Here is a 19,831-nt window from a genome sequence, read left to right as displayed (position 1 = left end):
CGGAGCGCCCGCCCGTTCGGTGTTTCCCGGCCGGGACGGACCCGGCTAGATGATCAGGCTGAGCGGCAGGATCAGGGCGATGGCGACCACCGAGATCACCGTCTCCATCACCGACCAGGACTTCAGCGTCTGCCCGACGCTCATCCCGAAGTACTCCTTCACCAGCCAGAAGCCGGCGTCGTTGACGTGCGAGAGGAACAGCGAGCCCGCGCCGATCGCGAGCACCAGCAGGGCCGCGTGGGTCGAGGACATGTTCGCGGCGAGCGGGGAGACGATGCCGGCCGCGGTGATCGTGGCGACCGTCGCCGAGCCGGTGGCCAGGCGGATCAGTACGGCGATCAGCCAGCCCAGCAGCAGCGCCGATATGTGCCACTTGCCGGACCACTCGCTCACCGCGTTGCCGACGCCCACGTCGATCAGGGTCTGCTTGAAGCCGCCGCCCGCGCCGACGATGAACACGATGCCGGCGATCGGGCCGAGCGACTTGCCGACGGTGTCGGAGATCCGCGCCCTGTCGAAGCCGGCCGCCTTGCCGAGCGTCGCCATGGCGAGCAGGGTCGCCGCGAGCAGCGCGATCAGCGGGGAGCCGATGAAGTCGAACACCCGCTGGCCCATCGCCTTCGGGTCGTCGATCACCACGTCGGCCAGCGCCTTGCCGAGCATCAGCACGACCGGCAGCAGGATGGTGGCCAGCACCGCGCCGAAGGACGGGGTGCGGTCGGGCTTGGCCGTCTCCTCGGGGGCGGTGGCCGCCGGGATCTCCAGCGGGCCGACCCAGCGTTCGGCCAGCCGCGCGAACAGCGGACCGGCGATGATCAGGGTCGGGACGGCGATCAGCAGGCCGAGCGCGAGGGTGATACCGAGGTCGGCCTTCAGCGCGTCGACGGCGACCAGCGGGCCCGGGTGCGGGGGCACCAGACCGTGCAGCACCGACAGGCCGGCCAGGGCCGGGATGCCGACCCGCATCAGCGGCACGTTGCCGCGGCGGGCGACCAGCAGCACGATCGGGATCAGCAGGACGACGCCGACCTCGAAGAACAGCGGCAGGCCGAGCACGGCCGCGATCAGCGCCATCGCCCAGGGCAGCGCCTTGTTGCCGGTGCGGGAGAGCACGGTGTCCGCGATGATGTTGGCGCCGCCGGAGTCGGCGAGCAGCTTGCCGAGCATCGCGCCGAGGCCGATCAGCAGGCCGACGCTGGCGACGGTCGAGCCGAAGCCCGTGGAGAAGCTGCTGAGCAGCTTGTCGAAGGGGGCACCCGCGACGGCGGCCAGCAGACCGGAGCCGAGCGTGAGGGCGAGGAACGGGTGCAGCTTCAGCTTGGTGATCAGTACGACGATCGCACCGATGCTGAGCAGCACCGCGATCAGCAGCTGGGAGTCGCTGCTGGTGTGCGGCAGGGCCGGTGGGGCGGCCGCCAGCAGAGTGGGGGCAATGCTCATGCGCCTGCCTCGCTTCGCTCGGCAGGGGCATGCGCCCATGCGCGCCTTCTGATGGCTTGCTCGCTTCGCTCGCTCACGTGAGGTCTCCATTGACGGGCCGCAGCAGTGCCGCGGCCATCTCGACGAGTTCTTCGGGGGACGGGCCCACGTCCAGGACGGCACCGCGCTCGTCCGCCGCCAGGGGTTCCAGGGCGGCGTACTGCGAGTCGAGCAGCGAGGACGGCATGAAGTGGCCGGTGCGGTGGTTGAGCCGGTCCTCGACCAGCTCGTGGCCACCGCTGAGGTGCAGGAAGAAGGCACCCGGGCAGGCCGCGCGCAGGGTGTCGCGATAGCGGTGCTTCAGCGCCGAACAGGTGACCACACCGCCGGTGCCGTCCTCGGTCCGCTCCTTGAGCCACGCGCCGATGGCGCGCAGCCAGGGGGCGCGGTCCTGGTCGTCCAGCGGGATGCCGGCGGACATCTTGGCGATGTTGGCCGGCGGGTGGAAGTCGTCCGCCTCGGCGAAGGGGAGAGCGAGGCGGTCCGCCAGCAGCCGGGCCAGGGTGGTCTTGCCGACGCCCGAGACGCCCATCACCACGATGGTGAGGGGGGCCCGCGGGAGGTCGTGGTTCTCGACGCTGAGAGCCATGGGTGGTGCTCCTTCGTTGCCTGGCCGCCACTATCGCCTCAAAGATATGACGTATTCAAGTGGCGGAAACCAAATCGTCATACTTTTGCGGTGTGGTCTGGGTCGCAGGGCGGCGTGAACTCTCTCGGGGCGGGCGTCTAGGCTGAGCGGATGGAGATCCAGGGACTGCCCGGGCGGCTGCTTGACGAGCTCGGGCCGGCGATCGCGTCGGGGGAGATCCCCGAGGGGGCGGTGCTGCGCGGCGAGGAGCTGGAGGCCAGGTTCGGGGTCTCCCGGACGGTGGTCCGCGAGGCGGTGCGGGTCCTGGAGGGGATGCGCATGGTCGCGTCCCGGCGGCGGGTCGGGATCACCGTGCAGCCGAAGTCGCTCTGGGACGTCTTCGACCCGATGGTGATCCGCTGGCGCCTGGCCGGCTCGGACCGCCCCGCCCAGCTGCGCTCGCTCGGCTCGCTGCGGGTCGCCGTCGAACCGGCCGCGGCCGCGCTCGCCGCCACCCACGCGAGCGACGACGACCGGCGCGAACTCAGCTCACTGGCCGTGGATCTGACGGTCACCGCGCGGGCGGCCGACCTGGCCACCTTCCTCAGGCACGACATCGCCTTCCACTCCCTGGTGCTGCGCGCCTCCGGCAACGAGATGTTCGCCCACCTCGGGGACACCGTCGCGGCGGTGCTCACCGGCCGGACCGAGTATCATCTGATGCCCCATCAGCCGGAGTCGTACGCGATCCGGTTGCACCGCGAGGTCGCGGAGGCGATCTGCGCCAAGGACCCGGTCCACGCCGAGCAGGCGATGCGGACGATCGTGAGCGGCGCGCTGGAGGAGCTCAACCTCCAGCTGGGCTGAGCCCGGGCCAGCGGATCGGCCGGGAGTACCGGGCCTGCCGGGAGTACCGGGCCTGCCGGGAATTCCCGGATGACACGATTTGGCGGCAGTTCGGCGATTTCGGACGCATAGTCCTGGTTCGACGGGGCAGAGTGAGGCCAGGGGGCGCGTTTCGTGTGCGCCCGTTCCGTATGCTTCACCGAACACGCGCCACGCGCCTGGGGGTCGCTCGATGTCCGTGCCACGCCGCCGCCGTCGCCGCCTGCCCGACGAGGTGCGCGCCGCCGCAGTCCGGGCGGTGCTCTGCCTGTCCTTCACGCTCGTGGGCGTCGTGGTGGCCACCCTGGCCTCGTACGCGGGCAGTTGGCTGCTGACACCGGCGCTGCTGGCGATGGGGCTCGGGGTGTTCGGCACCATGTGGTGCCTGCTGGAGATCCTGATCTCCCGCCAGGTCGCCGCCCAGCGGATGCGGGCACCCGGCTCCGCGCACCCGATGGCGGGCAGCCGGGCGCCCTCCGAGCCGCTGGCCGCGCGGCCGTTCCCCCGGCCCGGCTCCTCCTCGGTGTACCGGCAGCCGTACGAGTCTGCGCAGCAGCAGCCGTACGGGCCGGGGCCGGGGCAGCAGCAGCCGTACGGGCCGGGGCCGGGGCAGCAGCAGCCGTACGGCCCCGGGCAGCAGCAGCCCCGACTGCCGTACCAACAGCCGTACCAACCGCCGCGCCAGTCACCGCCTCAGCCGCCGCGCCAGGCCCGGGTGCGGACCAACCAGCCGTAGCACCGGGCGGGCCGGTCAGTCCTGGAACGGCAGCGCCCGGTAGTGGGTGGTGAGCCGGCCGTCCCCGTCCAGGATGTGGAAGGCCAGCATCGGCGGGTGGTCGAAGGAGATGACCTGCCCGCCCTCGCAGGGCAGCGTGACGGTGGAGACCACCCCGGGCGCGACCAGCAGCGGCAGGCCGGCGAAGGTGGTCGCGGCGGGGGTGTGCGAGTGACCGCAGAACAGGGCGGCCACCCGGGGGTGGCGGCGCAGCACCCGCGCCAGCCGCACCTCGCCGAACTGGCGGATCTCGTCGACATACGGCAGGTGCAGCTCCACCGGCGGGTGGTGGAAGGCCACCAGGGCGGGCAACTCGCTGCGCCCGGAACCGAGTTCGGCGTCCAGCCAGTCCAGCGTCCGATCGTCCAGCAGGCCGTCGTGCTGCCCGGGTATGGAGGAGTCCAGCATCAGCACGTCGGCACCGGGCAGTCGGTGCAGGCGGTTGACCGGCTCCTCCCCCGGCGCCTCACCGAGCAGCACCTCGCGGTAGGGCGAACGGTGGTCGTGGTTGCCGGGGCAGATGAGCACCGGGTGCCGGGAGGACAGCACCTCGGCGACCTGCCGGTACTCCTCGGGCAGGCCCTGGTCGGCGAGGTCGCCGGTGACCAGCACCGCGTCCAGCGGGCCGGGCAGGGCGTCGAGGTACGCCATCACCTGCTCGGCCCGCCGCCGGGCACGCTTGCCGCCGTCCCGGCGGTGGACCTGGCCGAGGTGGATGTCACTGAGGTGCGCGATCGTCAGCATGACGATCACGCTAGTGAGTTCACGGCTGGACGGGAACCTCTGCGGGGCGCTTGAACATCCGGGTGGCGGTGATCTCGCCGTGGATGGTCGGGCCGTCCGGGTCCGGCGCGGCGGGCAGGCCCGGGCGCAGGTGCTCCTCGACCGAGATGTACTTGAGGCCGGCCCGCAGGTCGGCGTCGTTGCGCAGGCGGATCACCAGCGGGAACTCGGCGAGCGCGGTGGTGTCGAACAGGCCGGTGGTGTAGATCAGCTGGACGCCGAGCGCGTCGGCCACGGCCCGCTGGAGCTCCAGCAGGTAGGTGGCGTTGGCGCGGCCGATCGGGTTGTCCAGGAACAGCGTGCCGGCGTGCCGCAGCTGGGACTGGCCCCGGTCGTTGGCGCGCAGCGCGGCCATCGTGCAGTACAGCGCGATGGCGGCGGTGAGCAGCTGGCCGCCGGAGAAGACGTCGGACATCTGGCCGACGCCGACCCGCTCGGCGCGCAGCACCGCGTCGGGCTTGAGGATCTCGACGCTGACGCCCTTGGGACCGATCGCGGCGGCCACCCCGCGCAGCAGCAGGGACATGCCGTCGCGGCGCAGGTCGCTGTTCTTCCTGACGGCGGCACGGGTCGCCTCGTCGATGACCTCGCCCAGGCGCTCGACCAGGGTGGCGTGGTCCGGGTCCTCGAAGCGGATCCGGAGGAACTCCTGGCCGGACCACTCCCCCAGGCCCTCGGGCAGCCGGGACAGCCGCTGGGCGGCGCGCAGGGTGGTGAGCGAGGACTCGACCAGGCCGCGCAGCCGGTCCACGATCGAGCCGCGGTTCTTCTCCAGCTGGGCGAGCTCGTCGGTGAGCACCCGCAGCCGGGGGGCGAAGGCGGCGGCCCAGGCGGCGGCGTGCTCGGGCAGCGCGGAGGCGGGCAGTTCGCGGATCTGCTGGCGGGCGGGGGTGCGGACGGCCTCGTAGCGGGCGGCGTTGGCGTGCCGGACCAGGGCGTCGGCGGCGTCGCGGACGGCGAGTTCGGCGGAGGACAGCTCTCCTGCGGCGGTGCGCAGGGCGCGTCGGGCCTCGATGGCGCCGGTGCGGGCCTCGGCCAGCGAGCCCAGGTACGGCTCGACCGGGTCGTCCGGGTCCTCCTGATGGTCGCGCAGGCCGTCGCGCAGCTGGCCGGCCAGCTCGTCGAAGTCGGCGGCGGCGGCCTGGGCGGTGTCGAAGGTCCGCTGGAGGTCGGCGTGGGCCGTGCGGGCGGCGTCCAGGGCCTCGCGGCGCTCGGCGAGGCGGCTGGTGGCGGTGCGCAGCAGGGCTTGGGCGTGCTCCGGGTCGGTGGGGACGAGGTCCTCGGGCAGCTCGGTGTGCGCCTCGCCGTCGGCGGGGGCGGAGCGTTCGGCCTCGCCGCGCAGGCGGCCGAGCTGTTCGCTGGCGGCGGCGGAGCGGGCCTCGATGGTGGCGACCAGTTCCTCGGCGCGCGCGGCGGCGGCCTGGCGGGCCGGGCCGTCGGCGCCGTCGGGGCTGCCGAGGAGCTCCTCGGCGCGGGTGCGCACCTTGTTGGTGAGGCGGTCGAGTTCGGCCGCGGCGGCGGCCTCGTCGCCCTCGGCGCGGGCCTGTTCGGCGCGCAGGTCGGCGCCGACGCCGACCTTCTCGTACAGCTGGGAGGCAGCGCGGTAGGCCTCGCGGAGGGCGGGCAGCGCGGCGGGGGCGGTCTCGGCGGGCTCGTCGGCCTGCTCGGCGGCCGGGATCTCGGCGCGTTCGGCGCGCAGCGCGCGGGCCGTCCGGCGGGCGTCGTCGGCGGCGCGCTGGGCGGCGCGGCGGTCCTCGTCGCAGGTGCGGGCGCGCTCGGCGCACAGTGCCTGGCGACGGTCGCACTCGGCGGCGTCCTCGGCGAGTTCGCGCTGGCGGCGGGCCCAGTTGCCGCGCTCGCGCAGCCGGAAGGCGAGGCCGGAGAGGGCGTCGGCACGGCGGCGGGCGCGCTGGGCTGCCTCGCGGTGCTCCTCGTGGGCGGAGGCGGCCATGGCGTGGTCGGTCTCGGCCTCGTCGTGGTCGGCACGCAGGGTGGCCAGCGCGGCGGCGGCCTGCTCGGCGTGCTCACGGGCGGCCGCGTCGGCGGCGGCGAGTTCGGCGAGGGTGCCGGGCGGGCAGCTGGCGTGCCAGGAGGCGAGGCGGGCGGCGAGGGCGCGGTCGGCGCCGAGGCGGCCGGCCAGTTCGCGGATGTGCTCCTCGCGGGCGCTCGCCCGGGCACGCAGTTCGCGGCGCTCGCCGTCGGCGGCGGACTCGTCGTGCATGGCCGGGTTCGGCGGCACGAGGAAGAAGGCCGGCTCGTCGGTGATCGGGGCGATCAGCGAGGCGGCGGCGCCGACCGCGACGGTGGAGCGCGGCAGCAGGGCGGCGGCCTGCAGGGCCTCGCGGGCGCGCTCCAGCGAGGCCGGGTCGGTGACGACCACGCCGTCGACCAGTTCGGGGCGGGCGGCGAGGATCGCCTCGTGGTCGGCCGGGTCGACGGACTGGGCGAGGTAGCGCCAGCCGGGCAGGGCCGGGATGCCGTGCTCGGCGAGGTACTCGACGGTGGCGAGCACGTCCGGGCCGGGCGGCAGCAGACCGCCGTCGCCGAGGGCGGCGAGGATGCGGGAGTCGTCGGCGGCCGCCGTACGGAGGTCGAACAGGGTGCGTTCGGCGGTGGCGATGGACTCGTCGAGGAGTTCGCGCAGGTACTCGGCGTTGCGGTCGAGCACGGTGGGGGTGAGGAAGCCGGCGTCCTCCTCGGCGCCCTCTTGGTAGGGGGTGAGGGAGAGCAGGTCGGCGAGGCGCTGTTCGGTGGCGAGCAGGGCGGCGGTGCGCTGCTCGGCGGCGAGGGTCCGGGCGGCGTCCTTGCGGGCGTCGCCGGCCCGCTCGGCGGCGAGTTCGGCGCGCGAGGTGGCGGCGGCGGCCTCGCGCAGCCGGGCGGCGGCGGACTCGGCGGCGGTACGGGCCTGGGCGAGTGCGGCGGCGGCGGCCTTCTCGACGTCGGCGGCGTGCAGCGCGGCGCGGGCCGGGTCCACGTCGCCGTCGGCGTCGATGAATCCGGCCGAGACGGCGGCTTCGGTCTCCTGCTCGACCTCGGCGAGGCGCTGGCGCAGGTGCTCGGCCTCGCTGCGGGCCTTCTGGGCGGCGGTGGCGGCCTCGGTGGCGTCGGACTGCGCCTTGCCGCCGTCCGCCTGGAGTTCGCCCGCGCGCTCCTCCTCGGTGTCGGCGCGGGACTCGGCGGCGCCGGCGGCGGCCTCCAGGGCGCGGGCCAGGGCGGTCGCGGCGCGGGCGCGGGCGGCGAGCGCGGGGGCGGCGTCCAGTTCGGCCTCGCGGATGGCGGCGGCGACCCGGGCGACCCGGTCGGCGGCGGCGCGCTGGCGCAGCACCGCCTCGGCGGCCTGCCAGGCGGAGTGCAGGGTGCGGGCGTCGATGAGTTCGCGGCGCAGCGCGGCGGCCTCGGCGGTGGCCGCGGTGAGGCTCAACGTGGCGTGCCGGTGGGTGAGTTCGTCGGTGATCAGGCTGTGCCGGGTGCGGTCGGCCTCGGCTGCGGTGACGGCGCTCGCGGCGGCGGCGACCTCGATGGCGAGGTCCTGGGCGCGGTCGCGTTCGGCGGCGGCGCGGGAGGCGAGGGCGAGGGCGAGGCGGCGGGTGCGGCGCTCGGCGGTGCGGTGGGCCTCGCGGACGGTCTCGCGGGCGGTGGTGGCCTCCGCGATGCGCTCCAGGAGGTCCAGCGAGCCGGCGGTGAAGTCGCGTTCGGCGGTGAGTTCGGCGCGGCGGCCGAGCTTGGCGGCGAAGCCGTGCACGAGGTCGGCGAGGCCGTCGGTGTCCCGGGTGTCGGTGACGGCGCGCAGCAGGAGGTCGGTGAAGTCGCTGTCGTGCTTGACCGCGAAGAGGCCGGCCGCCTCGCCCTCGTCGGCGTTCATCTCGCGCTGGTAGCGGAAGAGTTCGGGGTCGAGGCCGAGTTCGCCGAGGTGCTCGGTCCAGCGGTCGTGGCCGTCTTCGAAGACCAGGTCGAGGTGGGGGTGGGCCTTGCCGGCCTCGGTGAGGGCGTCGCGGAAGCCCTTCATGGTGCGGCGGCGGCCGCGGGCCTTCTGGTCGCCGGCCAGGCTGACCCGCTCGGCGACCGGCAGCGAGTCGAGGGTCAGGCCGGGGCCGGGGCGGAAGGAGTACCAGGTCTCGGCGAACTTGCGCGGGTCGGAGGAGACCTGGCGGCCGCGCCACTCGCTGACCTTGCCGACCACGATCAGCTCGCCGGTGACGGTGTGCTGCCACTCCAGGGCGACGTGGCCGCAGTCGTCGGCGAGCAGGAACTTGCGCAGCACACCGGAGCTGGCGCCGCCGAGGGTGTTGCGGTGGCCGGGGAGCATGACCGAGAAGATCAGCTTGAGCAGGACGGACTTGCCGCCACCGTTCTCCAGGAAGAGCACGCCGGCCGGGGCGGGGCGGCGGACCGGGCCCTCGGTTTCCTCGCCGAACAGGCCGATCTGCTGCGGGGCCGGGTCGGCGACCGGCTCGCCGACGCCGCGCAGGTCGAGCACCGTGTCGGCGTAGCGGGCGCCGGCCGGTCCGATCGAGTAGAGGCGGACCCGGTTGAGCTCGTACATGTGCGGCGGTTCTCCGTGGCTTGCGGGGCGTGAGGGATGGGCGGCGGGCCGGCTCGGGGCGGGTGGCCGGGGCCGGCGCGGTGGGCTCGGAGCGGGTGGACTCCGAGCCCCGGGGCTCAGAGCGAGTGGAACGGCAGCCCGGCGTCGGCGACCAGTTCGTCGCCGGTGTCCGGCGGCAGCAGGCTGGCGGTGCCGTCGGAGACCGGGACGATGCCGAGGTCGAGCAGCTCGGCCATGGCCGCGCTGCCCGCCAGGTCGCGCACCTGGAGCTGGTAGCGGGCGGTGGTGCGGTAGGTGCCGCCGGAGTCGTCGGAGACCTTCTGGAGGAAGCCGGAGTCGACCAGGAACAGCACTGCCTTGGCGACGATGCCGATGGTCGAGCCGGAGAGCCGGCGGGCGTCCTTGGTGGCGCCGGTGGCGGTGCGCCGGGCCCACACCCGCCAGGCGGCCTCCAGGCCGGGGGCGTCGGAGGCCGGGTCGGTGTTGGCGCCCTCGGCGTCGGCCTGCTCCTCCAGGCGGCGGCAGGCCTGGCGGACGAAGGAGTCGACGCCGTTGACGGTGATCCGGCCGAGGTAGCCGTCGTCGGCGAGGTCCTCGGGGCGGGGGAAGGCCATCGCGGCGACGGCCAGGTGGGCGAGGCCGTGCAGGAAGCGGTCGGTGGACTCGGAGGCTGCGCGGCGCGAGTAGTCGCCCATCCGGACGGCGAACAGCGAGTCCTCGGCGGCGGCCACGGCCATGCCGGCCCGCGGGGAGACCTCCAGGACGACCAGCCCCATGCCGGTGGCGATGGCGTCGGCGAGCCGGGCGAACGGCGGGTCCTCGCGGTGGCGGCGCACCAGCTCGGCGTACTCGGCGTCCCGGGCGGGCAGCAGCTTGGCCTGGAGGCCGAAGGACACCAGCCGGGCGGCGTCCGCGACGTCGGCCGGGGTGATCGGCGCAGGGGCCGCGGGTTCGCTCTCGGCCGCCCAGGACGTGTCGTGGTGGGTCGTCACGGGCGGTGCTCCTCGGGGGTGGCGCGGTGGTTACGGTTCGTCAAGGTTGGTCCCGGCAACGTGTGCCTGCCGGCCGGTCAGCCGGCGTCCTTGCGGTCGGCGGCCATGCCGACCGCGTCGAGCAGGGCGCTGCCGACGATCAGGTCGGCGCCGCCGAACTCCGGGTCGAGCAGCGGGGTGCCGTCGTCCACGGCGAACAGCAGCCGCTCCTCGCCCTGGCGGTAGGCGGTGCCGACCGGCGGGCTGGCGGCGTGCACGGCGAGCAGGGCGACCAGGTACGGCAGGTCCGGGTCCTGCTTGCGGGCGTCGGCGAGCAGGCCGGAGAGCCGGCGGGGTGCGTCCGGGGGCAGGTCGAGCAGGAGCATCGCGGACTCCAGCTGGGCCTCGGAGAACCGGCTGTCGTCCGGGGTGGCGACCAGGTCCGGGTCGGGGAGCTCGGCTCCGAGGTGCTCGCGTTCGACCGGCGGGGTGAGCAGCAGGTCGACCAGGTCGGCGACCCGGACCGAGACCGGGGTGCGCAGACCGGCGCCGCGGGCGAAGAACGCGCCGGTGGGGCGGACGGCCTGCTCGATCGGCAGCCGCAGCACGGGGGCGAGCAGCTGCCCGTAGAGGTCGATGCCGCTGCGGGCACCGGGGGTGGCGAAGGCCTGGCGGTCCTGCTCGGCGCGGAACAGCGGGCCGGCCTCCAGCAGGCGGGTCTGGAGCTGGGTGTGACGGCGGATGCAGTCCTTGACGATGTCGACCAGCTCGGCGGCGCGGCGCTTGTGCTCCGGGTCCTCGGCCTCGTCGCGGGCCTTGCGGATGTTGGTGAGAATCGCGTTCTCGTGCCGGTAGCGGTCGGCGATGTGGTCCAGCGCCTCCTCGATGAGGTCGGGAATGGCGCGCATCCAGTCGACCGCGCGGACGTTGCGGCGGGTGGCGTCCAGGGCGCGGCGCAGCGTCTCGGCGTACTGGACGGTGCGGTAGCGGGCCTGCTCGGCGGCGAGCTGGGCGTCGGCCAGGCGGCCGCGGCGGATCAGCACCTCCAGCTTGACCTCGGCGGCGATCTGGGCCGAGGTGACGTCGGTGTCGAGCGCGCCGACCAGGACGTTGACCGCCTCGTCGGTGGTGCGCAGGTAGACGCCGCCGTCGGGGCCGGGGACCTCCTCGATCAGCTTGAAGTCGTAGTCGCGGCGGACGTACTCGCCGTCCGCACCGAAGGTGCCGTAGACGGCACGGAAGCCGCGGTCCACGCTGCCGACGTTGATCAGCGACTCCAGCACCCAGCGGGCGACCCGCTCGTGCTCGGTGGCGGGGCGGCCGACGGCCTGGGCGGCGACCCGGGGCAGCAGCCGGGCGAGCACTATCTCGCGGTCGGCCCCGGTGTCGAAGTCCATGTTCAGGGTGACCAGGTCGATCGCGGCGAGCCCGACCTCGGCCATCGCGTAGCCGCCGTACTCGCCGGCCAGGTTGACCTTGCGGTTGTCCAGGTCGTGCAGCGGGGCGGTGCAGGCCAGCGCCTTGAGCCGGCGGGCCAGGCCCTCGTCGGCGGCAGGGCCGGGCGCGGGGCGCACGGCGGCGGCCGGGCCGGCGGGCGGTCGGAGGCCGGGCTCGATGGGCGGGTCTGCGATGGCGGTCACGGGGGACAAGATTAGAGGTTCGCACCGACATCGACCGAAACGGACCTTGCGGGCGGGCGGACCAGCAGGTGGGCGGCGGTGCAGGCGACCGATTCAGAACATGGTTTCGACGGAATTCCGCCATTCCCGAACCCGTATTCGAGAAAACCGTGAGGGCGGCGCGTTGGTTCGGTGATGATCGACCTATGATCACCCGACTGGCCAAAGCGAGCCTCGCCGCCGCGCTGTCCGTGACCACCCTCGCCGCCGGCGCCGCCGGCGCGGCCACCCCGGCCGCCGCGACATCGACCTCCGCCCAGCAGACGTCGACCTCCGCCCAGCACGTGACCGTGTCACAGAGCGGGAACTACCCCGGCGGCTTCTTCACCACCGGCAACATGTCGGTGGGCTGGACCTCGTCCGGCACCGCGGACCTGACCGGGCCGACGCACATCACCCTCGACCTGCCGCCGGGCGTCACCACCGACGGCGCGATGTTCTTCCCCACGCCGCAGGACTACACCTTCACCGCGGCCCTCTCCCCCGACCACCGCCACCTGGAGGCCGTGTTCACCGCCACCCGGGCGGTCGGGGCGTACAACTTCATGAAGCTCAACCTGGCGACCACACCCGGAGTGCCGATCGCCGGCGTGATCACGGCGACGGTCGCCAACCCGAACGACACCGACCCGACCGGGCACATCTCCCGCTACGACCTCGTCAGCAAGAGCTACCTGCCGGCAACCGTCCAGCCCGCACCGACCGTCACCGGCCTCGACCCCGCCACCGGCCCGGGCGCCGGCGGCACCACGGTGACGGTCGGCGGCAGCAACCTGACCAGCGGCATGGTGCTGGTCGGCGGCGTCCCGGCGCCCGGCACCTGCACCGACACCGCCTGCACGGTGACCACCCCGGGCGGCTCCGGCAGCGCCCCGGTCAGCGTGGTGACGCCCGGCGGCACGGCCGCGGCCCCGGCCGCCTTCGACTACACCGGCGCCCCGCCGCCGGCGCCCGCCGCTCCGGCGATCAGCAGCCTGTCCCCCGCCTCCGGCCCGGCCGCCGGCGGGACCCGGGTGACCGTGCTGGGCAGCAACCTGACGTACGGGACGGTGGCCTTCGGCGGGGTGCCGGCCACCCACATCTCCTGCGGCCCGTCCTTCTGCACGGCCACGGCCCCGGCGAGTGCCCAGCCCGGGCCGGTGGACGTCACCGTCACCACGGCGGGCGGGACCAGCACGCCGACGACGTACACCTACACGGCATAACGGCCGCACGCGGCGTATCGCCGCACAGGGCGGACCGCCCGCCACCGGTGCCCGGGTTCCACGGAGCCCGGGCACCGGTGCGTTCCGGGTCCGGCCGGCCCGCCGCGCACCTGCCCGACAGGGAGTTGAACACGTACGGGACCGACTGGCTGGCCTTCGCCCACCTGGTGATCGCCGCCGCCTTCTGGGGGCCGCTCAAGGACCCGGTCCGCAACATCTGGGTGATCCGCTGGGCCGTGCTCGCCTGCGGGGCCGTCATCCCGCTGGCGTTGATCTGCGGGCCGCTGCGTGGGATTCCGCTGGCATGGCGATTCATCGACATGTCGTTCGGGGTCTTCGGCGTCATACCGCTGCTGATCGTGTTGCGGGCGCTGCGCCCGCTGGAGCGTCCCCTCCGGGAGCCTGCGCCCACCGGCTGAGCGGGGCGGGGCGCGCGACCCGCTCGCGGACCTGCACGCCCCCGCGCGGCGCCGCCGAGGGGCGTGCGGTCCCGGGCACGCGCCGCAGCGCCCGCGGGGCTCCGGGTCACGCGCAACGGCCTTCATCCGCAGGCCCTACCATCTGGCTCAACAGCTGCTGGGAGGCGGACGGGCGTGGCCGATGCGGTGATCGATCTCAATGCGGACCTCGGCGAGGGGTTCGGACGCTGGACCCTGACCGACGACGAGGCACTGCTGTCCGTGGTGACCAGTGCCAATGTCGCCTGCGGGTTCCACGCCGGGGACCCGTCGACGATGCGCCGGGTCTGCGCACTGGCGGCCGAGCGCGGCGTCCGGATCGGCGCCCAGGTCTCCTACCGCGACCTGGCCGGCTTCGGCCGCCGCGCGATGGACGTGCCCCCGGAGGAGCTCGCCGACGAGATCGCGTACCAGATCGGCGCCCTCCAGGTCTTCGCCCGCGCGGCCGGCTCCCGGGTCTCCTACGTCAAGCCGCACGGCGCCCTCTACAACCGGGTGGTCGGCGACTCCGAGCAGGCCGAGGCCGTGGTGGCCGGCGTGCTGCGGGCGGGCGCGGTCTGCGACGGGCCGCTGCCCGTGCTCGGCCTGCCGGGCTCGCTGCTGCTGGAGGTGGCCGAGGGCGTCGGGCTCCCGGTGGTCGCCGAGGCCTTCGCCGACCGCGCGTACACCCGCACCGGCACCCTCGTCCCGCGCCGCGAGCCGGACGCGGTGGTGCACGACCCCGAGTCGGTGATCACCCGCGCCGTCGGCATCGCGCGGGACGGCACGGTGGAGGCCGTCGGCGGCGAGCGGATCGGCGTCGAGGCCCGCTCGCTGTGCGTCCACGGCGACACCCCCGGCGCCGCCCAGCTCGCCTGGCGGATCCGCGGCGCCCTGGCCTCCGCCGGGGCCCGGGTGGAGGCCTTCACGTGACGGTGGGGACGGTGCGCCGGGTCGGCGAGCGGGCGCTGCTGGTCGAGCTGCCCGGGACGGCCGAGGTGGCGGCGCTGTACGGCTGGCTGAGCGAACGCCGGGAGGCGGGCGCGCTCGGCACGGTGGAGGAACTCGTACCGGCCGCGCGCACCCTGCTGCTGGACGGCGTCGCGGACGTCGACACGGTGGGGGCGCTGCTGCGCACCGCCCGCCCGACGGCGGCCGGGGCGGCGCCCGGGCCGCTGGTGGAGGTCCCGACCGTGTACGACGGCGCCGACCTGGCCGAGGTCGCCGCCCTGTGGGCAGTGTCCGAGGAGGCAGCCGTCCGGATCCACACCGAACCCGAGTACGTCGTCGCCTTCTGCGGCTTCGCCCCCGGCTTCGGCTACCTCACCGGCCTCCCGACGCGGCACGAGGTGCCGCGCCGGACCACCCCGCGCAGCTCCGTGCCGGCCGGCTCGGTCGCCCTGGCCGGCCCGTACACCGGCGTCTATCCGCACCCCTCCCCCGGCGGCTGGCAGCTGATCGGCCGCACGGCACTCCCCCTCTGGGACGCCGACCGGGTGCCCCCGGCCCTGCTGGCCCCCGGCACCCGGGTCCGCTTCACCGCGGAACGGGCCTGAGGGGGCGCGGAGTTGAACGAGCTGGTGGTGGAGCGGCCGGGACCGCTCACCACGGTCCAGGACCTCGGGCGGCGCGGCGTCGCCCACCTCGGGGTGCCCAGGGCCGGGGCGCTGGACGAGCCGGCGCTGCGAGCGGCCAACCGGCTGGTGGGCAACCAGCCCGGGGCCGCCGGGCTGGAGACCACGCTCGGCGGGGTCGCGCTGCGGGCCGTCGGGACGGCGCTGGTCGCCGTCACCGGTGCGCCCTCGCCCGTCCGGGTGGACGGCCGACCGGCCGCCTGGGGCGCGCCGGTCGTGGTGCCGGCCGGGGCGCTGCTCGACGTGGGGGCGGCGACGGCCGGGGTGCGCGGCTACCTGGCGGTGGCGGGCGGGATCGCCGTCCCGCCGGTGCTCGGCAGCCGCTCGGCGGACCTGCTCTCCGGACTCGGGCCCGCACCGCTGGCCGTCGGGGACCGGGTGCCGGTCGGCACCCCGCCGCCGTACCGGGCCAGGCCCGAGCTGGTGCCGCTGCCCGCTCCCCCGGCCGAGCTGGTGCTTCGGCTGCGGCTCGGACCGCGCGCGGACTGGTTCACCCCGGAGGCGGTGGCCCGCCTCGCCCGCGACCGGTACCTGGTCTCCCCGACCGGCAACCGGATCGGGCTGCGCACCGAGGGCCCGCCGGTAGCCCGCGCCCGGGACGGTGAACTGGCCAGCGAGGGAATGGTGTTGGGCGCGGTGCAGATCCCGCCGGACGGGCAGCCGGTGGTGTTCCTGGCCGACCACCCGACCACCGGCGGCTACCCGGTGATCGGCGTCGTGCCGACCGCCGACCTCCCGGCCGCCGCACAGGCCCGGCCGGGGACGCCGGTGCGCTTCGCACCCCTGCGGGAGCGCTGAGCCGGAGCACGGAGCCGGAGCGCCGGGCGGGAACGCCGAACGGGAGCACCGGGCGGGAACACCGAACGGCCCGCGAGATCCGCGTTCAACGCCCCAACAGCAGTTCGGCGACGACGCGTTGGGCCGGGTCCAGCGCCGCCTCACCCCCCTCGGCCGACCAGACCGTGTTCTGCAGCACCCGGGCGAGCGTCCAGGCCGCCGCCACCTCGCGGTCCAGCTCCAGCACCTCCGTCATCAGGTCGAAGCGCCGCCGCAGCGCCCGGGCGAGGTCCCCGGTGGCCACCAGGTCCGCCCAGCGGTTGTGCAGCGCCGGGAGCAGCTCGAAGCCGGGGTGGCCGGCCAGCGGCTTGGGGTCGATGGCCAGCCAGGGGGCCCGGCCGCTGCCGGGGAGCGGGGCTAGCACGTTGCCGTAGTGCAGGTCCCAGTGCAGCAGGCGGTCGCCGGGCTCGGCACGGACCTCGCGCAGGGCGGCCGCACAGTCGGCGAGCAGGCGCTGCTCCGCCGGGTCGGCGAGGGAGGCGGCGGCGGCCGGGACCCGCTCCAGCAGACGGGCCGACCCCTCGGCCAAGGTCCGCAGCCCGGTTGGCGCCTGACACTTCGTCAGTTCGCGTAGCAGCTCGGCGATCACGCGCAGCGCCGCGAGGTCGTCGGGCAGGTCGAGCAGTGAGCGCCCCGGGTCCAGGCGCTCCAACAGCAGGGACCCGGTGGCCGGTTCGTGGTCGAGGAGCCGGACGGCGCTGCGGCCGTTCCAGGTCCGCAGGGCGAGCGGTTCGCCCACCGTCTCCTCGTCCACGGGCTGGAGCTTGAGCACGGCCGGCGCCCCGTCGGCGCGCAGCACGGGCAGCACCAGCCCGACCACGCCGTGCGCGACCGGCCCGTCCGGACGCAGCTCCCAGCGGTCGAGCAACTCGCTTGCCAGGACGGGAAGGCGGTCCACCCAGGTGCGGCCCTCGGCGCCGAGGAACTCCCCCAGGGTGGCGGCCAGCGCGGGCGGGACCTCGACGGGCATCGGGCGGGCTCCTCTCGGGCGGTCAGTCCAAGCCTATGGCGGGACCCGTCCGGCCCGCGCCGCTCACGTCCGCCCGAGCGCCTCCGCCGCGGCGACCGCGAAGCCGTCCGGGTTGTCGAGCATGATGTTGTGCCCGCAGTCCGGCACCGCGACCACCCGCACGCCCGCCGCGCGGAGGGTGTCGGCGCCCGCCGGCTCGCCGTCCGCCGCCGGGTGGAGGAAGGTGCGCGGGAGGTCGAGGGCGAGCAGCAGTTCGCGCATGGTCGGCACGGTCGCCCGGGCGAGGTAGCGGGCACTGCGGTGGACCGCTTCCGGGCCGGCCAGCCGCATGGTGGACCACCAGAACGGGCCGACCCGCTCGGCGACTTCGTCCCGTCCGCCGGCCAGGAACTCCTCCTCGGTGTAGGCCGCGATGCCGCTGCTGCCGGGATGGCGCCGGTCGGGGTCGATCCGGTCCAGGTTGGCGTCCACCAGGAGCAGCCGCTCGACCAGCCGCGGGTGCCGCTGGGCGAGGACGATCGCGACCGCGCCGCCCATGCTGTGGCCGATCACCTCGACCCGGTCCGGTCCGGCGGCCGCGACCGCCGCCGCGACCGCGTCCGCGTGCTCCTCCAGCGTGTAGCCGAAGTCCGTCGGCCGGTCGCTGAGGCCGAAGCCGAGCAGGTCCAGCAGCAGCGAGCGCCGCCCGGCGAGCAGCGGGTGGGCGGCGGCCACCGCGAAGTAGGCCGGCGAGGTGGCGCCGAGCCCGTGCAGGTAGAGCCGGGCCGGCTCGGCGCCGGGCAGGTCGACCCAGCGGATCCGGTCGCCGTTCGGGGTGACGGGGGTCTCGCGCATGCTCACTCGCTCCTCTTCCAGGGGTTCCGGTTCCGGGGGCCGGGCCGACGGGCTCCGGCCCGGGTCCGGCTCCGGGGGATTCCGGCGGACGACCAGGACCATACATCGGGCCCGAGGTATCACGGAAGCGAGATACCCACGCATCGAGGGAAGGATCTGAGAGAGTGGCCCCATGCTGAAGCTCGCCATCCTCGGGTTCCTGTACGACCGGCCGCTGCACGGCTACGAGCTGCGCCGCCACCTCGCCGCGCTCACCGGCCACGTCCGCCCGATCAGCGACGGCACGCTCTACCCCGCGATCAAGCGCCTGGAGGCCGACGGCCTGCTGGTCCGCGAGACCGAGCCGGGCAGCGCCGCCGCGCCCCGGCACACCCTGCACCTCACCGAGGCCGGCCGCGCCGCGCTGCTCGACCGGCTGCGCGAGCCCGAACCGCTCGACGTCAGCGACGAGAACCGCTGGTTCACCCTGCTCGCCTTCCTGCGGCACCTCGCCGACCCGGCCGCCCAGGCCGCCGTGCTCCGCCGCCGGCTGGCCTTCCTCGCCGAGCCGGCCAGCTTCTTCTACGAGGGCGACCGCCCCGTCGGCGCCGAGGAGTTCGCCGACCCGTTCCGGCGCGGCCTGCTGCTGGTGGCCCGTGCCACCACCGAGGCCGAACTCGCCTGGCTGCACGCGACCCTGGCCGACATGGAAGGCGGTCCGCGGTAGACCGGGGCCCGAACGCGCCGCGGCCCGCACCGGCCGTCGAACGGTCGGTGCGGGCCGCGGGCGAGGATTTCCGGCGCCCGGGAACGGGATCAGTGCTGGTGGTGCGCGTGCACCACGGCGTGGCCGCGCCCCCGGCCGATCATCCACCTGTTGACCGGGACGGTCAGCACGAACGCCAGGGCCAGCGAAGCCGCCAGCGCCGCCCAGAACAGCAGGTCGCCGAGGCCGGCGTCCATCGCCCCCGGGACGGTGACCATCACGGTGTTGTCGATCAGTTCCATCACCAGGATCGACACGGTGTCGGCGGCCAGCGCGACCTTGACCGCGGCGCCGACGTCGAGGCCGGCCTCCAGCACGCCGCGCATGGTCAGCGCGTAGCCGAAGACGAAGGCCAGCAGGATCGAGAGCACCACCGTCGCGCCGTTGTGCAGGCCGAAGGCGGTGCCGAGCACCATGCCGAGGATCTCGCCGATGGCGCAGCCGGTGAGGCAGTGCAGGGTCGCCTGGGCGGCCATCCGCCAGCTCGTCCCTCCACCGCCGTGGGCCTGGTGATGGCCGGCGTGCGCCTGGCGCTCGTGGTGACCGCCGTGCTCGTGCCCGTGGTGCTCGTGCTGCGCAGGGTGTGCCATGTCGTCCTCCGCTTGCCGCGGCGCCCGGTTCGGCGCCCCTTCTCCCGCTCCGTCGTCGGTGTCGAACATATACCCCCATGGGGTATATGGCAATCAGTTTCCGACGCCCTCTTCCCCTGCGCACCCGTCCGTGCTCGGATGAACGGCATGGCAGACGAACGACGCGAGGGTTACGACGGAACGGGCGAGGGTGCGATCACTCCGGACGGCTGCGCCGTCGAGGTGTGGAGCCGCCTTCCGGTGGGCGACGCCCCGGAGGTGATCGAGGCCGCGGTGCCGCCCGGCGCGCGCATCCTCGAACTCGGCTGCGGCGTCGGCCGGATGACGCACCCACTGACCGACCGCGGCTTCGCCGTGACGGCCGTGGACGAGTCCGCCGAGATGCTGGCCCGGGTTCGTACGGACGTCCGCACGGTGCGCAGCCGGATCGAGGAGTTGGACCTCGGTGAGCGCTTCGACGTCGTCATGCTCGCCTCGTTCCTCGTGCACGCCGGTGACGTGACGGTCCGCCGGGGCCTGCTGGAGACCTGCCGTCGGCACGTCAGCGAGGGCGGCTGCGTGCTGGTGCAGCGCGAGGGCGAGGACTGGCACCGGAACGTGCCGCGGGAGAGCTCGATCGGCCCGGACGCGCGGGCCCGGCTGGTCTCGGCCACGCCGGTCGGCGACGGCGTCAACTCCGTCCGCTTCGAGTACGTGTTCCCGGACGGCACGTGGACGCAGACCTTCCTGTCCCGCCCGCTCAGCACCGAGGCGTTCGAGCAGGCGCTCGCGGAGGCCAGCCTGGCGGTCGAGCGTTACCTGACCGCGGACCGCACCTGGGTCCGGGCGCGGCCGGTGCTCTAGGCACCGCCCCGGGCCGGTTCCGGACGAGCAGGGGCCCCGTGCGCAAAGCCGGA

The 19,831-nt window shown here is 75.0% G+C and carries 17 protein-coding genes and 1 pseudogene; 9 read left to right on the top strand and 9 right to left on the bottom strand.

All coding sequences use genetic code 11. The annotated features are described in order from the left end of the window. Nucleotides 1–45: 45 nt before the first annotated feature. Complete coding sequence (locus tag ACIRRH_RS37720; RefSeq protein ID WP_403076732.1) at nucleotides 46–1,440, bottom strand: GntP family permease; 1,395 nt, start codon at nucleotides 1,438–1,440, stop codon at nucleotides 46–48. A 73-nt stretch (nucleotides 1,441–1,513) separates the two neighbouring features. Further along, nucleotides 1,514–2,068, bottom strand: coding sequence for a gluconokinase (locus tag ACIRRH_RS37715; protein ID WP_403076730.1), 555 nt, complete (start codon nucleotides 2,066–2,068; stop codon nucleotides 1,514–1,516). Between the two features lie 150 nt (nucleotides 2,069–2,218). On the opposite strand from ACIRRH_RS37715, the gene ACIRRH_RS37710 reads away from it, so the two are divergent. Next, nucleotides 2,219–2,914 (top strand): FadR/GntR family transcriptional regulator, encoded by a 696-nt coding sequence (locus ACIRRH_RS37710; protein WP_403076725.1) that lies wholly within the window; start codon nucleotides 2,219–2,221, stop codon nucleotides 2,912–2,914. Between the two features lie 211 nt (nucleotides 2,915–3,125). Beyond that, entirely contained in the window at nucleotides 3,126–3,668 is a 543-nt protein-coding gene (locus tag ACIRRH_RS37705; RefSeq protein WP_403076722.1) for a hypothetical protein, read from the top strand. Nucleotides 3,669–3,683: 15 nt separating this feature from the next. Here the strand turns inward: ACIRRH_RS37705 and ACIRRH_RS37700 are convergent, their stop codons facing one another. The 4 genes from ACIRRH_RS37700 to ACIRRH_RS37685 all read right to left on the bottom strand — a co-directional run bounded on the left by ACIRRH_RS37700 (nucleotide 3,684) and on the right by ACIRRH_RS37685 (nucleotide 11,635). After that, nucleotides 3,684–4,451 carry a metallophosphoesterase gene (locus ACIRRH_RS37700; RefSeq protein WP_403076719.1) on the bottom strand — a complete coding sequence of 256 codons (768 nt, stop codon included), beginning with the start codon at nucleotides 4,449–4,451 and terminating at the stop codon, nucleotides 3,684–3,686. Nucleotides 4,452–4,470: 19 nt separating this feature from the next. Then, nucleotides 4,471–9,033 (bottom strand): hypothetical protein, encoded by a 4,563-nt coding sequence (locus tag ACIRRH_RS37695; RefSeq protein WP_403076716.1) that lies wholly within the window; start codon nucleotides 9,031–9,033, stop codon nucleotides 4,471–4,473. 116 nt (nucleotides 9,034–9,149) lie between these two features. Continuing rightward, complete coding sequence (locus ACIRRH_RS37690) at nucleotides 9,150–10,025, bottom strand: hypothetical protein (protein ID WP_188294818.1); 876 nt, start codon at nucleotides 10,023–10,025, stop codon at nucleotides 9,150–9,152. 77 nt (nucleotides 10,026–10,102) lie between these two features. Next, nucleotides 10,103–11,635, bottom strand: coding sequence for a hypothetical protein (locus ACIRRH_RS37685; protein ID WP_403076770.1), 1,533 nt, complete (start codon nucleotides 11,633–11,635; stop codon nucleotides 10,103–10,105). A gap of 194 nt (nucleotides 11,636–11,829) precedes the next feature. Between ACIRRH_RS37685 and ACIRRH_RS37680 the strand changes: the two genes are divergently transcribed. From ACIRRH_RS37680 to ACIRRH_RS37660, 5 genes and pseudogenes are all read left to right on the top strand, one after another. Continuing rightward, a complete protein-coding gene (locus tag ACIRRH_RS37680; RefSeq protein WP_403076713.1) occupies nucleotides 11,830–12,888 on the top strand; it encodes an IPT/TIG domain-containing protein in 1,059 nt (352 codons plus the stop codon). 116 nt (nucleotides 12,889–13,004) lie between these two features. After that, nucleotides 13,005–13,307: pseudogene (locus tag ACIRRH_RS37675) on the top strand (hypothetical protein); the annotation flags it as partial. A 174-nt stretch (nucleotides 13,308–13,481) separates the two neighbouring features. Continuing rightward, nucleotides 13,482–14,258, top strand: coding sequence for a LamB/YcsF family protein (locus tag ACIRRH_RS37670; RefSeq protein WP_403076711.1), 777 nt, complete (start codon nucleotides 13,482–13,484; stop codon nucleotides 14,256–14,258). Next, the gene (pxpB, locus tag ACIRRH_RS37665) at nucleotides 14,255–14,881 is read left to right on the top strand and encodes a 5-oxoprolinase subunit PxpB (protein WP_403076710.1); all 627 of its coding nucleotides are present in this window, start codon (nucleotides 14,255–14,257) and stop codon (nucleotides 14,879–14,881) included. The genes ACIRRH_RS37670 and pxpB overlap by 4 nt, the downstream gene beginning before the upstream one ends. Before the next feature lie 12 nt (nucleotides 14,882–14,893). After that, complete coding sequence (locus ACIRRH_RS37660) at nucleotides 14,894–15,757, top strand: biotin-dependent carboxyltransferase family protein (RefSeq protein ID WP_403076707.1); 864 nt, start codon at nucleotides 14,894–14,896, stop codon at nucleotides 15,755–15,757. Nucleotides 15,758–15,842: 85 nt separating this feature from the next. Here ACIRRH_RS37660 and ACIRRH_RS37655 read toward each other — a convergent pair whose 3' ends face one another. Together ACIRRH_RS37655 and ACIRRH_RS37650 are read right to left on the bottom strand one after the other, a co-directional pair. Continuing rightward, entirely contained in the window at nucleotides 15,843–16,766 is a 924-nt protein-coding gene (locus ACIRRH_RS37655; RefSeq protein WP_403076704.1) for an aminoglycoside phosphotransferase family protein, read from the bottom strand. A 63-nt stretch (nucleotides 16,767–16,829) separates the two neighbouring features. Next, nucleotides 16,830–17,600 carry an alpha/beta fold hydrolase gene (locus ACIRRH_RS37650; RefSeq protein ID WP_403076703.1) on the bottom strand — a complete coding sequence of 257 codons (771 nt, stop codon included), beginning with the start codon at nucleotides 17,598–17,600 and terminating at the stop codon, nucleotides 16,830–16,832. Between the two features lie 172 nt (nucleotides 17,601–17,772). Here ACIRRH_RS37650 and ACIRRH_RS37645 point away from each other — a divergent pair, with 172 nt between their 5' ends. Continuing rightward, complete coding sequence (locus tag ACIRRH_RS37645; RefSeq protein WP_403076700.1) at nucleotides 17,773–18,306, top strand: PadR family transcriptional regulator; 534 nt, start codon at nucleotides 17,773–17,775, stop codon at nucleotides 18,304–18,306. 89 nt (nucleotides 18,307–18,395) lie between these two features. On the opposite strand, the gene ACIRRH_RS37640 is transcribed toward ACIRRH_RS37645, so the two are convergent. After that, on the bottom strand, nucleotides 18,396–18,935 hold the full coding sequence (locus tag ACIRRH_RS37640; RefSeq protein ID WP_403076697.1) for a DUF4396 domain-containing protein: 540 nt from the start codon (nucleotides 18,933–18,935) through the stop codon (nucleotides 18,396–18,398). 147 nt (nucleotides 18,936–19,082) lie between these two features. Between ACIRRH_RS37640 and ACIRRH_RS37635 the strand changes: the two genes are divergently transcribed. Further along, the gene (locus tag ACIRRH_RS37635) at nucleotides 19,083–19,778 is read left to right on the top strand and encodes a class I SAM-dependent methyltransferase (RefSeq protein WP_403076695.1); all 696 of its coding nucleotides are present in this window, start codon (nucleotides 19,083–19,085) and stop codon (nucleotides 19,776–19,778) included. Nucleotides 19,779–19,831 lie beyond the last annotated feature (53 nt).

Origin of the sequence: Kitasatospora sp. NPDC101235 (genome assembly GCF_044767505.1) — a bacterium.
GTDB lineage: Bacteria > Actinomycetota > Actinomycetes > Streptomycetales > Streptomycetaceae > Kitasatospora.
This window is presented reverse-complemented; position numbering and strand designations above follow the sequence as displayed.